Here is a 14,472-nt window from a genome sequence, read left to right as displayed (position 1 = left end):
TCGACCGGGCGTCGCGGAACCGGATGCTAGGCTCGATTGCTTCGCCGCAATGGAACCCCCACCGCCGATGGATCTGGTCCAGCTGATCGAAAACGTGCTGTCGCCCATCGTCGGCGGCATCAACGGCGTGTTGTGGAATTACCTGCTGGTCGGCGTGCTGCCGCTGGTGGGCATCTGGTTCAGCGTGCGGCTGGGCTTCATCCAGTTCCGCCGTTTTCCGAAGATGATCTCCGGCTTGGTGCGCGGCACCGGCGACGACAACGCGGGCATCTCGCCGCTGCAGTCGCTGTGCACGAGCCTGGCCTCGCGCGTGGGCACCGGCAATCTCGTCGGTGTGGCGATTGCGCTGACGGTCGGCGGCCCCGGTGCGATCTTCTGGATGTGGCTGGTCGCCTGTTTCGGCATGGCGACGGCCTACGTCGAAAGCGCGCTGGCGCAGTTGTACAAGCGCCGCGACGCCGAGGGCCAGTACCGGGGCGGCCCCGCGTTGTACATGGCCCACGGCCTGCGCAAGCCCTGGCTGGGGGCGATCTTCTCGGTGTGTCTGATCCTCGCGTTCGGGCTGGTGTTCAGCGCGGTGCAGGCCAATTCGATCTCCGAAGCGGCGCGCGGCGCCTGGGGCATCGAGCCGGTGTGGACTGCCGCCATCCTGGTCGCGCTCGCAGCGCCGGTGATCTTCGGCGGGCTGCGACGGGTGGCGAAGCTGTCGGAGGTGATCGTCCCTGCAATGGCGCTGGCGTACCTGGCGCTGGCGGGCTGGGTGATCATCAGCAACCTCACCGAGGTGCCGGCGATGCTGGCGCTGATCGTGCGCAGTGCGTTCGGCCTCGACCAGGCCGCAGGCGGCGTGCTGGGCGGCCTCGCGGTCGCGCTGCTCAACGGCGTCAAGCGTGGCCTGTTTTCCAATGAGGCCGGCATGGGCAGCGCGCCGAATATCGCGGCCTCGGCCACGCCGGCGCCGCACCATCCGGCCAGCCAGGGGCTGGTGCAGGCGTTCGGCGTGTTCGTCGACACGCTGGTGATCTGCACGGCGACGGCGCTGATGATCCTGCTCTCGGGCGCGCTCGACACCGCCGGCGGTGACGGCGTGGTGCTCACGCAACAGGCCATGGCGATTCACTTCGGCGGCTGGGGCCCGGTGTTCATCGCCGTGGCGCTGTCGTTCTTCGCGCTCACGTCGATCCTGGGCAATTACGCCTATGCCGAAAGCGCGGTCGTCTTCCTGCGGGGCGGTCGCGCCGGCATCCTGTTGCTGCGCCTGGGCTGTCTGTCGATGGTGGCCTGGGGCGCGTTCGCCAAGCTCGATCTCGTCTGGGACACCGCCGATGCGGCGATGGGGCTGATGGCGATGGTGAACCTGATCGCGGTGATGCTGCTGTCAGGCGTGGCGATCAGGCTGACCCGCGATTACGACCGCAAGATCCGCGCGGGCGAGAGCTCACCGCGTCTGGATGCGGCGGATTTCCCCGAGCTCGGTGACACGATCGACCGCAGCATCTGGACCGCGCAGAAGACGGTGGCGCCGGTCCCCGAGCGCGGCTGAGGCCAGCGCAACGCCGACGCGGCAGCGCATGCGTCAGGATGGCTTCAATCGCATCCGTCGCGCTGCAGCTCGGCGGGCACGGCCCACGCGCCGGTCGTCGGATCGAACGGCACCAGATGTGTGCGGTCAATGCGCCGCCCGCAGGCCTCGCCACGTTCGTGCACGCGCAGCGGCCACGCGACTGCAGTGGTGTCGCGATCGTCGATCGCGAAGTCAAATGTCAGATCGTAGGCCGCATCCGGCGTGCAGTCGTTGCGCTCGCCGCACCCGGTCATCGCACCGAGATTGTCGAGGCTGCTGCGCAGCGATCCGGCCACCTCGAAACCGTCCCCGTGCGGCAACACGAGGCTGGTGTTGCCGATGGCGATGCCTTGGCCGGTGAAGCCGTCCTCGACAACGAAGCCGTAGAGCCGCGGGCCGAAGCGATGCACGGCGATGTCGGCAACGTCGCCGGCGCTGCCGAAGCCGTCCATGTGCGCGCGTGCAGCGGCCATGACGGCATCCGCGTTCTCACGCAGCAGGAAGAAGTCGGTCAGGGCGCTGTTCGCATGCCCGGCGCCATCGGGTACGCCGCAGACGGCGACCAGTTCGGCGGGTGCGTCCGGTGTGCCGATCGCGGCGCGTGCGCAGACCTCGCGCGAGGCGGCATCGGCACCGAGCCCGTCGGCCAGCGGCGTTCCGGGCCAGTCGCCCTGCAGCTGTGCGAGTTCGCCGTACTGGCCGACGAGAAACCTGCGGACTGCGCCGCCGTTCAATCCCGTGACCGGTGCCGCGCCCGCGTGCGATGCGTCGTCGGTGCGGATCGCCGCCGACTCCGGCGACGAAGCCGGTACCGCAGTGGCAGGCGGCGGCGCAGATGCTTCGCCACAGGCGCCCAGCGCGAGCAGCAGGCAGGCGGACAGGACGGCACGCGGCAGCGTGGGACGAGGCAACAACATCGGCGCATCCTGCGAGACGGAGGCGCCGGACTCTAGCAGCGGCGTCGGCGTCGTCCATTCACGCCGACGTGGTGACATGACGCGTCGCGGTCAGTGCCGGAAGTGGCGCACGCCGGTGAACACCATCGCGATGCCGTGTGCGTCGGCGGCGGCGATCACCTCGCCGTCGCGCATCGAGCCGCCTGGCTGAATCACCGCCTGGATGCCGGCTTCGGCAGCGGCATCGATGCCGTCGCGGAACGGGAAGAATGCGTCCGATGCCATCACCGAACCCGGCACGACCAGGCCCGCATCGCCGGCCTTGATGCCGGCGATGCGGGCCGAATACACGCGGCTCATCTGTCCGGCCCCGACGCCGATCGTGCGGTGATCCTTGGCGTAGACGATCGCATTCGACTTCACGAACTTCGCGACCTTCCACGCGAACAGCAGATCGTCGAGCTGAGCGGCCGTGGGGGCGACCTGCGTGACGACCTTGAGTTCGTCGCGCGCGACGTCGCGATTGTCGGCGCTCTGCATCAGCAGGCCAGAGCCCACGCGCTTGACGTCGACGGTATTGCGGCCCTCGCCATGGGGTATGCGCAGTACGCGCACGTTGGCCTTCTTCTTCGCGTAGTCCAGCGCTTCGGATGAGAAGTCCGGCGCAATGAGGACCTCCACGAACTGGCGGTCAAGGATGACCTTCGCCGTTGCCGCATCGAGCGGGCGATTGAAGGCAATGATGCCGCCGAACGCAGACGTCGGATCGGTCGCGTACGCGAGTTCGTAGGCATCGCCGCAGGCTGCGCCCACAGCGACGCCGCAGGGATTGGCGTGCTTGACGATCACGCAGGCCGGCGCCTCGAACTGGCGCACGCATTCCCATGCGGAATCCGCATCGGCGATGTTGTTGTAAGAGAGTTCCTTGCCCTGCAATTGCTCGAACGTCGCCAGCGTGCCCGGCGCCGGATGCAGGTCGCGATAGAACGCCGCCTGCTGGTGCGGGTTTTCGCCATAACGCAGGTCCATGACCTTGACGAAATTGCCGTTGCTCTGGCCGCCGAAGGGCGCGCGCTGCGCGGCGCCGACATCGGACGGTTCGGCGATCGACGACAGCACGTCGCTGATGCGCGCGTCGTACTGGGCCACGCGGTTGAACGCGACGACCGACAGCGCGAAGCGTGTCTGCGCCGACAGCGCGCCGCAGTTGGCCTCGAGCTCCGCCAGCAGCGCGTCGTACTGCGACGGATCGGTCGCCACCGCGACATGCGCGAAGTTCTTCGCCGCCGCGCGCAGCATCGCCGGGCCACCGATATCGATGTTCTCGACGATGTCGTCGAACTTCGCGTCGGGCGCGTAGGCCACGCGCTCGAACGGATACAGGTTGAGCACCAGCAAGTCGATCGCGTCGATGCCGTGCTCGGCCATCACCGCATCATCGGTGCCGCGCCGGCCGAGCAGGCCGCCGTGTACTTTGGGATGCAGGGTCTTGACCCGGCCGTCCATGATTTCGGGGAAGCCGGTCACGTCGCTGACATCGCGTACCGGCAGGCCGGCCTCGCGCAGCGCCTTCGCGGTTCCGCCGGTCGACAGCAGTTCGACGTTGCGTGCTGCGAGCGCGCGGGCGAGATCGAGCAGGCCGGTCTTGTCGGACACCGACAGCAGCGCGCGGCGGATCGGAGTGGTCGCGCCGTGGGCGGGATTGGAAGGCATGGGCATGGCGGGGAAGCGGGGCGGACGGATATTGTAGGACGGCCGCTCCGACGCGGCGCCCCGCGGAGCACACAGCGTGTCGATCTATGCCTTGAAAGGGCGCTTCCAGGCGCTGCTGCGCCCCTTGGTCCGCGCACTCCACGGCGCGGGCGCGGGCGCGACTGCGAACCAGATAACCGTGATTGCCGCGCCAATCTCCCTGCTGGTCGCCGCCATCGTCTACGTGCGTGCGCCGGGGCTGCCGTTGCTCTACCTGTTGTTGCCGGTCTGGATGCTGGTACGCATGGGCCTCAACGCGATCGACGGCATGCTGGCGCGCGAATTCAAGCAGCAGTCGCGCCTGGGGGCCTACCTCAACGAACTGTGCGACGTGGTCGCCGACGCGGCTCTGTACCTGGCGCTGCTTCGCGTGCCGGGTCGTGCCCAATGGGCGCGTGGTGCAGTCGCCGGACGTGCTGCAGTAGGTGTAGGGCAAGCTGTGCGGCCGCCGCCTCGTGGCGCCGCGGCTCTCGCCATCGAAGACCGTCGAAGGCCTGGTGGGCGGCGTCGCGTCAGCCACGCTGCTCGGCGCCGCACTGTGGTGGATCATGCCGTTCGCGCCGTGGCAGGCGGGCCTGCTGGCGCTGGTAATCAACCTGATGGGCTTCTTCGGCGCGCTGGTGATGTCGGCGATCAAGCGCGACCGCGGCATCAAGGACTGGGGCCACATGATCGAAGGCCAGGGCGTCATGCTCGACCGGCTGGATCCGGTGTGCTTCGCCGCGCCGGTGTTCTTCCACGTCACCCGCTACTGGTGGGGCTGGCGCCCCGCGCGTGAGGCGGTTACACCAGCGCGTATTCGCGCAGTTTCTTGCGCAGCGTGGCGCGATGGATGCCGAGCATCGCTGCGGCGCGGCTCTGGTTGCCGTCGCAGAAGTTCAGTACCTCGACGAACAGCGGAATCTCGAGTTCGCGCAGCGCGACCTCGTAGAGATTGTCGGTGTCGTTGCCGTTGAGATCGCCGAGGTAGCGCTGGATCGAGGTCGCAACGTGTTCGCGCAGGGGCGTGCGCGGTGCTTCGCGCGTGCTGCTGTCGGTGCGGTCTGCGTTCAAGTCGACTCTCGGAAATGCGGCGTCGCTGTCGCACTGTCAGGTCGATGACGACGGCACATGCGGACGGCGGAGCGGCAGACCAGTCTAGCGCGGCCCCTGGCCGCCTGTCAGCCGGGTTTCAGAGGAAATCGAAGGCGAACGAAACCGCGCGTGCGTCGGGCTCGAGGAGTCGCAGACGTGCTTCCGCACTGTCGCCGGCGGCCAGTGTCGGCCGGCCCGGCGCGGCGTCGAGATACTCTTCGGCGGTGAACACGCGGCTGCCGACCGCGCGACCGTCGATGTCCGACAGCGTCAGTCGCAACCGCGGCCAGACCTGCGCCCATCGCGCATCGTTGCGGAACGTCGCGGTGGCGACGAGCTGGCCGGGACGTGCGTCGTCCGGGCGCACGTCGCGTGCCAGCACGGTCAGTGCAGCGGGCTCCCGCCACGGCGGCAGACTGCAGCGCAGCGCGCCGCACAGTCGTTCGAGTGTCGGGCGCCAGCCGGGATCGCTCGCGAGTCGTGCGCGATCGGCCAGCAGTGCCTGCAATCCAAGCAGCAAGGTGAGCGCCCCGACAGCGCCATAGAGCATCCGGTGTTGCCGTCGCATGCGCGCGTCGCGCGGAACGGACGCGCCGCGCCTCGCGAAGCTCGGAGATGCGCGCGTGGATCCGGGTTTGGGGGCAGGCGCCGGCCGCGCAGCATCTGCAGATGCCGGGGGCTCGGCGGGCGCCGCGCTCTTTCCGCTTGCAGCGGAATCATCGATGGTCGCGATGTCGGCCGGCGCTGGCGCCGATGTCGCGGCGAGATCGTTCTGCGCCACCGGGGCGGGCGGCTCGCGGCAAGGCGCCAACTGTGCCGCGCGCGGACTGTCCGGGAACGCCGCAGGGATTGCCGATTCAGATGTCGGCGTCGCGGGCGCTTCGATCGCTGACGGCGGCACATCCGCGACCGGCGTCGGCGTTCTCAGCAAAGCGGCCACCGACACCTGCGGCGGGGCACTGCGCAGTACCCCGCGGCAGCGCGGGCAGCGCTCCGGCGGCTGGTCGGTCGCCGGGTCGGTGGCGACCAGCGAACCGCAGTGCTTGCAGTTGATGAACATGCGGCTATTGAATCACGCCGCCGTCGTGCCGCACGCGGCGCGTCAGAGCGGTTTGCGGACGCCGTCGATGCGGACCCAGTCGCCTTCGCGCGTGACTGCCAACTGCTCGAACCAGGGACGGTAGCGACGCAGCAGGTCTTCTTCCTGGCCGTCGAGGATGCCCGACAGCGCGATACGACCGCCGACGGCCACGCGTTCGGCCAGCGTTTCAGCCAGCGCATCGAGCGCGGTCGCGAGGATGTTGGCAACGACGACGGGGAAGGCGCCCTGCGGCGCGTCGGCAGGCAGATACACGTCGAGTGCGGCGCCGACCTCGTTGCGGTCCGCGTTGTCGCGCGAAGCGATCAAGGCCTGGGGATCGTTGTCGATGCCGACTGCACGCGCCGCGCCGAGTTTCAGCGCGGCCAGTGCGAGGATGCCGCTGCCACAACCGTAATCGAGCACGTCGGCATCGGCGAGCACGCCCTCGGCCGCCAGCGCATCCAGCCACTGCAGGCACAGGGACGTGGTCGGATGCGTGCCCGAGCCGAAGGCCAGGCCCGGGTCGAGGCGGATCACAATGGCATCGTCGCTGGCGGACTCGGGCAGCTCGGCATTCCACGGCACGATCCAGGTGCGCGCGCCGAACTGCAGCGGTGCGTACTGGTCCATCCAGGCGCGTTCCCAGTCCTGGTCCTCAACCTTGCGGAAGCTGGCGCGGCTCCAGTCCAGGCCGGCGTCGAAGGACTCCAGCGCGGACAACACCAACAGCGCGTCGGTGTCGTCCTCGAACAGCGCGGTCAGGACGATCGCATGCCACAGCGGCGTTTCGCCGACGCCGGGTTCGAGGATCGCCTGCTCGTCGGTGGTGTCGGCATCGGCGTCGATCATCGTCACGGCCAAGGCGCCGATGTCCTCCAGGGCATGGGCGTAGCGCGGCTGCTCGGCTTCGGTGCAGCGCAGGCTCAGTTCGAGGAAAGGCATCGGGTGGTCCGGTGGGGCAGGGGTCGGGCATCTTGGTGCCCCCGTCGGGGCGCGTAAAGGGGCGAACGGCGGCGCGCGTCCGCGGCGGTCGGCGCGTGTCCGGACAGGATGTGCGCGCCGTCGCGCCGCTGGCGCGTATCGGCGCACAGTCCGGGCCTGGCGCGGCGGGCCGGCGGTGGAGGCAGCCGCCGTCGGCTAGAATCCGGGCTTCAGAACCGCGCCCCGCCACCGCGACGGCGCCAGCCCGCCGCCGATCACAGTGGTCGGATGCCGCAGGATCCGACGTGACCGTTCGAGTGTTTGCCGCCATCGCGCTGTTGGGAGCTCTCGTCGCCGCCCTGGCGATGTGGCGCCCGGCTGTGCCCGGCGCGGCTGTCGGCGACATCGATGCCGCGTGGAATGCCGACGTGGCCACGCGCGTCACCGGCGACGCCTCTACCCCGTACACGGCAACGCTGCCGGAGGCGGACCGTGTCGCCGTATGGTCGCCGAGCGTTATGCGCCCACTGCAGCGCGCGTTCGAGCAGGCCGACGATCTGTTCGCATTTCGGCAGCAACTGCAGCCGCTGGCCGATGCCGGCGATGCCGATGCGCGCTGGGTGCTCAGCCGCGTCGACGAGTACTGCGCCGGCTTCGCCCGGGATCCGGATGGCTTCGCCCAGGACAGTGCGCTCATTGATGGTCTGCAACTCGATGCGGCGCGTGCACTGGGCGCAGCCCGCGGCCGCATCGGTACACGCTGCGGACGCTTCGTACCGCGCGATGCGCCGACATTCCTGCAACTGGTCGAGCGGCGACAGGATGCGGCCGAGGCTGGCAGCCTCGCCGCCGAAGCCGCGCTGCTGGCGATGGGTGCACCGCTGCAGGACGACATGGACTATCGCCGCGGGCTCGTCGAGCGTGTGCAGGCCTCGCGTGATCCCGAAGCCTTCGTCGCGCTGTCGCCGGCGATGGGCGTCGCGGCGAGTGGTGATGTGGCGCTCGCCGATACGGTCGCCGGCACGCAGGCCAGCGAACTGGCCTGGCAGCTCGCCGCCTGCGATCTCGGTCTCGACTGCACCGCCGATGGCGCGCTGATGACCGAGTACTGCGCCAACGGTGGCATCTGCGCGCGCGATGCGCGGCAGGACTTTTCCTCGTTCGTGCGCGACGCGGCCGTACCGCGTCAGGGTGCGGAAGAGATCGATCGGATGAAGAACACCCTGGTCGAGGACGCCCCCGCGTCCGGCCAACTGCTCGGAATGGTGACACGATGAAACGCATGCTCCCCCGCAAGCTCCGCTTCTGGCTCTGGGCCGCCTTGTTCGTCGGCTATTCGGTGGCTGTTGCCGGTGTCGTTATCGACGCGGTCAGCGAGAACTACCGGCGCCTGACCCAGGTCGCGCAGACCACGACCGCCGCGCCGCTCGAACAGCGCCAGCTCGGTGCCGCGCAGATCGCGGCGTTGTATCGGGCGCAGAGCGCCACGCCCTTCCTCGCCCTGCCACCGGGCAACACCTTCCGTGTGGTGTGGCCGGACGGGTCGACCGAGCTGGTGCGCATCGTCAGCCAGTCGAGCCCGCACGGTGCGGTGCCGGTCGACGGCAGCCAGATCGAGGCGGCGCCGGTGCTGGATGTTTCGCAGGCCGAGCTGCAGGTGTTGCCGGTCTCGGTTGCACCACCTCAGGCCGCCGGCGCGGAGTGAACGACTAGCTTGCGCGGTGGCGCACGGCCCGTGCATGGCGCCGTCGCTCGGCGACGCCGGCCCAGAACATCGCCGAATGGAACTGCGCGAGGCACAACGCCAGCAGCGTCCAGACGATATCGAGATTGAGATAGACCCCGGCCGCACGGTTCAGTACGGCCCACTCCGAGCGCCGCATCGCCAGGCTGCCTTCGCCGAGCACGCGGTGCAGGACCTGCCCGGTCGACAGCGACTGCCAGTCGCCGAAGCGCAGCAGGCCGGACGCGCCCAGGCCGATGCAGGCCACGACGCCCAGCGTCCAGACGACAGCCAGCCACATCGGCGCACTGTGCAGCGTGCGTGCGCGTGGCGACAGCTGGATCGCACCCAACGACCACGCCAGCAGAAGCAGCACGGACACCTGGACAAACACCATCGACGGCTTCCTGCGCGCAGCGGTAGGGCGCCACAGGATGACCGGCCCGCGCCGGCTGCGGCATGAAGCCGCGGAGTGCCGTGTATCCTGACGCCCCTCGCGGCGGACGGCATGCGCGCCTGCGTCCCCGACGCGACCCGCGTCCCAAGCGCCCTCCAGCCCCGCAGACACGATGACCGGACCCACGAACCCGACCTACGACGCGCATGCCGATGCCTATGCGGCGTCGCTGCGTTTGTCTGTCGCCCCGATGATGGACTGGACCGACGAACACTGTCGCGAGTTCCATCGGTTGCTGGCGCCTGGCGCGCGGCTGTATACGGAAATGGTGCATGCGAAGGCCGTGATCCACGGCGATCGCGCGCGGCTGTTGGCGAAGACGCCGCATCAGTCGCCGCTTGCGCTGCAGCTCGGCGGCAGCGAACCCGACGCACTCGCGCAGGCCGCGCGCATCGCCGCCGATCACGGTTTCGACGAGATCAACCTCAACTGCGGTTGTCCGTCCGATCGCGTGCAGGCCGGGCGCTTCGGTGCGTGCCTGATGCGGGAGCCGGCGCTGGTCGCGGACTGTGTCGCGGCGATGGCAGCCGCCAGCGAGGTGCCGGTGACGGTGAAGTGCCGGCTGGGCGTGGACGACGATGACGATTACGGCGCGTTTGCGCGCTTCGTCGACGGTGCCGTGGCCGCGGGCGCATCGATGATCGTCGTGCATGCCCGCAACGCCTGGCTCAACGGTCTGTCGCCGAAAGAGAACCGCGACATCCCGCCGCTGCGCTACGACTGGGCGCACCGGCTCAAGCGCGAGCGCCCGGCACTGCCGATCGTACTCAACGGTGGCATCGCCTCGCAGGCGCTCGCGTTCAAGCAACTCGCGCACGTCGATGGCGTGATGCTCGGTCGCGCGGCGTATCACGATCCCTACCTGCTGCATACGATAGACGCGGCGCTGTCGGGTGCCGCGCCGCGACCGCGGGCGGATCTGCTGCGCGCGCTGCGGCCCTATGTCGAAGCGCGCATGGCCGAGGGCGTCGCGCTCAAGCACATCGTCCGCCACGTGCTCGGCCTGTTCCACGGCCAGCCCGGTGGTCGCCTCTACCGCCAGGTACTCAGTGAGGGCGCGCATCTGCCTGGCGCCGACTGGGCGGTGGTGGAGCAGGCGCTGACGGCGACCGAGGCATCTGCCGCGCGCCACGCTGCCTGAGCGATGTTGCGGCGCACCTACATCGCAAACGGCTTCGCTGCGGGGTCTGAGCTGAACACATACAGCCTTGTCAACGAAAAGTTAAGGACGGATTCACCGCTTCACCCCGACCATCGGCTATCTATCTGATCGCCCGTCCCATCAGGAGTGGCCGTGTCTGTCCCGTCGTACCGTCATCCGTCCTGCGCTCTGACCGTCCTGCTGCTGTGCGCGGCCACGACGGCCGTGGCCGCGCAGGATCCGCCGCCGCAGGGCCCTGCGGCGCGTGGGCCCGAGATGCGTGCAGCGGTGCAGCGGCCTGAAAACGGCCGCCGACGCGCGCAGGATTCGATGACCGAATCGGTGCGGCGGATCGAGCGCAATACCCGCGGCCGGGTCCTCAGCATCGAGCAGATGCATTCCGACGGCCGCGATCTCAACCGCGTCAAGGTGATGGACGACAGCGGTCGCGTGCGTATCTACGTTGACGATCCCGGCCAACGTGGCCGCGCGTCCCGTGCACGCGGCGACGACGATTGATCCGGCATCCTCGCCCCCATTCACGGCCGGGCCGGCCGTCAGACCGGAGTTGACCCATGCGAATCCTGCTCGTCGAAGACGAAGCCCCCCTGCGTGAGACCCTTGCCGCGCGCCTCAAGCGCGAAGGCTTCGCCGTCGATGCCGCCCAGGATGGCGAGGAAGGCCTGTACATGGGCCGCGAAGTGCCTTTCGACGTCGGCATCATCGACCTCGGCCTGCCGAAGATGTCCGGCATGGAGCTGATCAAGGCCCTGCGCGAAGAGGGCAAGCAGTTCCCGGTCCTGATCCTGACCGCACGTTCGAGCTGGCAGGACAAGGTCGACGGCCTCAAGCAGGGCGCCGACGACTACCTAGTTAAGCCGTTCCACGTCGAAGAGCTGCTGGCGCGCATCAATGCGCTGGTCCGCCGCGCTGCGGGCTGGAGCAAGCCGACGCTCGAATGCGGCACGGTCACCCTCGATCTCGCGGCCCAGACCGTCAGCGTCGACGGCAAGAACGTCGATCTGACCAGCTACGAGTACAAGGTGCTGGAGTATCTGATGATGCATGCCGGTGAGCTGGTCTCGAAGGCCGACCTGACCGAGCACATCTACCAGCAGGATTTCGACCGCGACTCGAACGTGCTGGAGGTCTTCATCGGCCGCCTGCGCAAGAAGCTCGACCCGGAAGGCGCGCTCAAGCCGATCGAGACTGTCCGCGGCCGTGGCTACCGGTTCGCGATCCCGCGCAACGGCGAGGGATGAGCCCGCGCCGCCCGGCGCGGGCTTCCGCGCTGGCGCCGCCTGCGTCCGCCGTGCAGCAGCGTCGGCGGATTCTGTTTACGATTTGACCGATGGCTGATACCCGACTCAGTGCGCGGCTGCGCCCGCGGTCCCTGCGCGCGCGCCAGTTGCTGGCCGCGAGTATCGGCCTGCTCGCGTTCCTGGCGCTTGCCGGGTACGCCCTCGACCGCGCCTTCATCGATGTGGCCAGCGAAGGCCAGCGCGAGCGCTTGCGCAACTACGTCTATGCGTATGCCGGCGACATCGAGTTTCTGCGCAGCGGCGACATCTATCCGTCCGAATCCCAGCCCGACGATCGCTTTCTACGGCCCGGCAGTGGCCTGTATGGCGAGGTCGTGCTGCCGTCGGGCGATTCCTGGACGTCGCCGTCGGCCTCGGGACCGCAGCTGCCGGAAGCGATCATGCTGTCGGCGCGGGAAGAGAAGTTCGACGGCCCGCTGCCGATGGTGCGCAGCGACGGCACGCCTGGCGAGGTCTACCGCTACGGCCTCGGGCTGGTCTGGTCGCCGGATGGCCGCAGCGATACCGAGTTCGCGTACACCATCTACGTGATGGAGGACGCAGGCATCGTGCCGCGCCAGGTGCGGGTCTTCCGCGCGGCGCTGTGGGTGAATCTCGGCGTGGCCGGCGTGATCCTGCTGCTGTTGCAGAGCCTGATCGTGCGCTGGAGCCTGTGGCCGCTGCGCCGCGTGGAGCACGAACTGGTACGCGTGCAGCGCGGCCAGTCCGAGCGCATGGGCGTGCAGCACCCTCACGAGCTGCAGCCGCTGACCGAGAGCATCAACGCGCTGATCGACAGCGAACGCGAGCACCTGGCGCGTCAGCGCAACACGATGTCCGACCTCGCCCACAGCCTGAAGACGCCCCTCGCGGTGCTGCGCTCGCGTCTGGACGCGGGCAGTGGCGATGCCGAGTTGCGCGAAGAGGTGGAGACGCAGCTGCAGCGCATGAACGACCTGGTGACCTACCAGCTCGCGCGTGCGGCCTCGAGCGGCCACCAGCTGTTTTCCGCCGCGATCGAGATCGAGCCCAGCGCCGAGCAGATCGTGCGCGGGCTGGAGAAGATCTACGCGGCCAAGGGCGCGGTCTGCGAATTCGAGATCGATGCGAGCGCACGTTTCCACGGCGAGCAGGGCGACCTGCAGGAACTGCTGGGCAACCTGCTCGAGAATGCATTCAAATGGGCGAAGTCGCGCGTGTTGCTGACCGTGCGCCCCGGCGAGACCGCACCCAACCGGCGCCCCGGTCTGGTGCTGATCGTCGAGGACGACGGCCCGGGCATTCCCGCCGATCGGGTCGCGTCGATCCTGCAGCGCGGCGTGCGCGGCGACGAGCGCGTGCAGGGCCACGGCATCGGTCTGTCGATCGTGCAGGACATCGTGCACAGCTACCGTGGCGAGCTGCACGTGGGCCGCTCCGAGGAGCTCGGGGGCGCCTGTTTCTCGGTGCGGCTGCCGCCGGGCTTCTAAGCCTTCGCTTCGAACGGGGAGCGCCCGTAGAACCGCGTCAGATGGGTAGCCACGTCCGGCAAGACCTCGCGCAGCAGCGCCGGCGCGCTGAAGTGGTATTCGCTGCAGACGGCGAAGAATTCTTCCGGCGCTTCGGCGGCATAGGGATCGATCGGCATCTCCTCGCCGGCATCCACGCGCTCGACGAACGCATCGAAGCTGCGCTGGAAATCCGAGGCCCAGGTGCGCTGCCAGTCGCGTGGCAGCGGCGGCGTGCCATCGAGCACCCCGTCGAGTGCGTCGATCTTGTGCGCCATCTCGTGCACCGCGACGCAGAACCCGGCAGCGGGTTCTGCGATGTCGGATTCGACATCCGCCCAGGACAGCACCAGCGGGCCGCTGTCCCAGGACTCGCCGATCAGTTCGTCGTCCCACTCGTGCATCACGCCCGCGGCGTCGACATGGCTGCGGTTCACCCGGAAGGCTTCGGGATAGACGATCAGCTGCGACCAGCCGTGCAGGCCATCCTCGCCATATTCGAGCAGTGGCAGGCAACACAGCGAGGCCAGTGCGAGGCAGTCGCGGTCGTCCAGCGTCAGACCGGCGACCGGGGTGATCGTCTTGCGATGCAGGAACAGGGCGGACAGAACGCGCAGCTTCGACTGCGCGGATGCATCGAGCGCGCGCACCCACGGCAATCGGTCAACAGTTGCCGACCAGTCGGCATCGGGAATCTGTGGAGGCGCGCCTGCGAACAGGCGGCGGATCAGCGAACGCACGTGCCTGGCAAATCCGTCAGCGGAACATGCCCGGCAGGAAGCTGTGCCAGCGCGGGCCACGGATCGGGCCCTCGGTCTCGCCGCCACCAGTGACGGCCGGGCGGACCTTGGAGGCGCTGCCTGCTGCGGGCGCACGGCGCACGTTGGCAGTGTCCAGCGACGGCTCGCTCTGGGGCGCACTGGTCGCAGGCGGACAGGGCGTGTCGGCCGCCGTGTCGGTGATCGCGTCACGCGCGACGACCGGCAGGCTCGCGCCCAGCAACAGCAAGCAGACCATCAGACGTGCGGACATCGGAATACCCCGGAAGGAAGCAGGACGCACAAGCCGCCGATGA

16 protein-coding genes and 2 pseudogenes are annotated in these 14,472 nt (G+C 69.0%); 10 read left to right on the top strand and 8 right to left on the bottom strand.

The window, feature by feature from the left end:
* Positions 1-67: 67 nt before the first annotated feature.
* Complete coding sequence (locus J2W68_RS14775) at positions 68-1,543, top strand: alanine/glycine:cation symporter family protein (protein ID WP_310237193.1); 1,476 nt, start codon at positions 68-70, stop codon at positions 1,541-1,543.
* Positions 1,544-1,587: 44 nt separating this feature from the next.
* Here J2W68_RS14775 and J2W68_RS14770 read toward each other — a convergent pair whose 3' ends face one another.
* A complete protein-coding gene (locus J2W68_RS14770; RefSeq protein ID WP_310237190.1) occupies positions 1,588-2,481 on the bottom strand; it encodes a hypothetical protein in 894 nt (297 codons plus the stop codon).
* A gap of 90 nt (positions 2,482-2,571) precedes the next feature.
* Complete coding sequence (gene purH, locus J2W68_RS14765; protein WP_310237187.1) at positions 2,572-4,173, bottom strand: bifunctional phosphoribosylaminoimidazolecarboxamide formyltransferase/IMP cyclohydrolase; 1,602 nt, start codon at positions 4,171-4,173, stop codon at positions 2,572-2,574.
* Positions 4,174-4,249: 76 nt separating this feature from the next.
* Here purH and J2W68_RS14760 point away from each other — a divergent pair.
* Positions 4,250-4,636 (top strand): annotated as a pseudogene (locus J2W68_RS14760) (CDP-alcohol phosphatidyltransferase family protein); the annotation flags it as partial.
* A 7-nt stretch (positions 4,637-4,643) separates the two neighbouring features.
* Positions 4,644-4,970: pseudogene (locus J2W68_RS14755) on the top strand (phosphatidate cytidylyltransferase); the annotation flags it as partial.
* Between the two features lie 25 nt (positions 4,971-4,995).
* Here J2W68_RS14755 and fis read toward each other — a convergent pair.
* Together fis and J2W68_RS14745 are read right to left on the bottom strand one after the other, a co-directional pair.
* Positions 4,996-5,265, bottom strand: coding sequence for a DNA-binding transcriptional regulator Fis (fis, locus tag J2W68_RS14750; protein ID WP_159677666.1), 270 nt, complete (start codon positions 5,263-5,265; stop codon positions 4,996-4,998).
* Positions 5,266-5,383: 118 nt separating this feature from the next.
* Positions 5,384-5,854 carry a DUF3426 domain-containing protein gene (locus tag J2W68_RS14745; protein WP_310237185.1) on the bottom strand — a complete coding sequence of 157 codons (471 nt, stop codon included), beginning with the start codon at positions 5,852-5,854 and terminating at the stop codon, positions 5,384-5,386.
* Here J2W68_RS14745 and J2W68_RS14740 point away from each other — a divergent pair.
* A complete protein-coding gene (locus tag J2W68_RS14740) occupies positions 5,853-6,470 on the top strand; it encodes a hypothetical protein (RefSeq protein ID WP_310237183.1) in 618 nt (205 codons plus the stop codon). The two genes, J2W68_RS14745 and J2W68_RS14740, sit on opposite strands and share 2 nt — an antisense overlap.
* On the opposite strand, the gene prmA is transcribed toward J2W68_RS14740, so the two are convergent.
* On the bottom strand, positions 6,389-7,309 hold the full coding sequence (gene prmA / locus J2W68_RS14735) for a 50S ribosomal protein L11 methyltransferase (protein WP_310237180.1): 921 nt from the start codon (positions 7,307-7,309) through the stop codon (positions 6,389-6,391). The genes J2W68_RS14740 and prmA overlap by 82 nt on opposite strands.
* Positions 7,310-7,653: 344 nt before the next feature.
* Between prmA and J2W68_RS14730 the strand changes: the two genes are divergently transcribed.
* Complete coding sequence (locus tag J2W68_RS14730) at positions 7,654-8,565, top strand: hypothetical protein (protein ID WP_430539745.1); 912 nt, start codon at positions 7,654-7,656, stop codon at positions 8,563-8,565.
* A gap of 5 nt (positions 8,566-8,570) precedes the next feature.
* Positions 8,571-8,993 carry a hypothetical protein gene (locus tag J2W68_RS14725; protein WP_430539743.1) on the top strand — a complete coding sequence of 141 codons (423 nt, stop codon included), beginning with the start codon at positions 8,571-8,573 and terminating at the stop codon, positions 8,991-8,993.
* Positions 8,994-8,997: 4 nt separating this feature from the next.
* Here J2W68_RS14725 and J2W68_RS14720 read toward each other — a convergent pair whose 3' ends face one another.
* Positions 8,998-9,408 carry a hypothetical protein gene (locus J2W68_RS14720; RefSeq protein ID WP_310237174.1) on the bottom strand — a complete coding sequence of 137 codons (411 nt, stop codon included), beginning with the start codon at positions 9,406-9,408 and terminating at the stop codon, positions 8,998-9,000.
* A gap of 172 nt (positions 9,409-9,580) precedes the next feature.
* Here J2W68_RS14720 and dusA point away from each other — a divergent pair, with 172 nt between their 5' ends.
* The 4 genes from dusA to J2W68_RS14700 all read left to right on the top strand — a co-directional run bounded on the left by dusA (position 9,581) and on the right by J2W68_RS14700 (position 13,379).
* Positions 9,581-10,609, top strand: coding sequence for a tRNA dihydrouridine(20/20a) synthase DusA (dusA, locus tag J2W68_RS14715; protein ID WP_310237172.1), 1,029 nt, complete (start codon positions 9,581-9,583; stop codon positions 10,607-10,609).
* Positions 10,610-10,762: 153 nt separating this feature from the next.
* Positions 10,763-11,128: a hypothetical protein gene (locus tag J2W68_RS14710; RefSeq protein WP_310237169.1), complete on the top strand. Its 366-nt coding sequence runs from the start codon at positions 10,763-10,765 to the stop codon at positions 11,126-11,128.
* A gap of 56 nt (positions 11,129-11,184) precedes the next feature.
* Positions 11,185-11,871, top strand: a complete 687-nt coding sequence (locus J2W68_RS14705) for a response regulator transcription factor (protein ID WP_232138017.1) — start codon at positions 11,185-11,187, stop codon at positions 11,869-11,871.
* 89 nt (positions 11,872-11,960) lie between these two features.
* Positions 11,961-13,379, top strand: coding sequence for an ATP-binding protein (locus tag J2W68_RS14700; protein WP_310237166.1), 1,419 nt, complete (start codon positions 11,961-11,963; stop codon positions 13,377-13,379).
* Here the strand turns inward: J2W68_RS14700 and J2W68_RS14695 are convergent.
* Positions 13,376-14,137, bottom strand: coding sequence for a zinc-dependent peptidase (locus J2W68_RS14695; RefSeq protein ID WP_430539742.1), 762 nt, complete (start codon positions 14,135-14,137; stop codon positions 13,376-13,378). The genes J2W68_RS14700 and J2W68_RS14695 overlap by 4 nt on opposite strands.
* 16 nt (positions 14,138-14,153) lie before the next feature.
* Positions 14,154-14,429, bottom strand: coding sequence for a hypothetical protein (locus J2W68_RS14690; RefSeq protein ID WP_310237163.1), 276 nt, complete (start codon positions 14,427-14,429; stop codon positions 14,154-14,156).
* Positions 14,430-14,472: the final 43 nt, after the last annotated feature.

The organism is Luteimonas terrae, assembly GCF_031457535.1.
Lineage (GTDB): Bacteria > Pseudomonadota > Gammaproteobacteria > Xanthomonadales > Xanthomonadaceae > Luteimonas > Luteimonas terrae_A.
The sequence above is the reverse complement of the archived record's forward strand: the minus strand, read 5'-3'. Positions and strand labels throughout refer to the sequence as shown.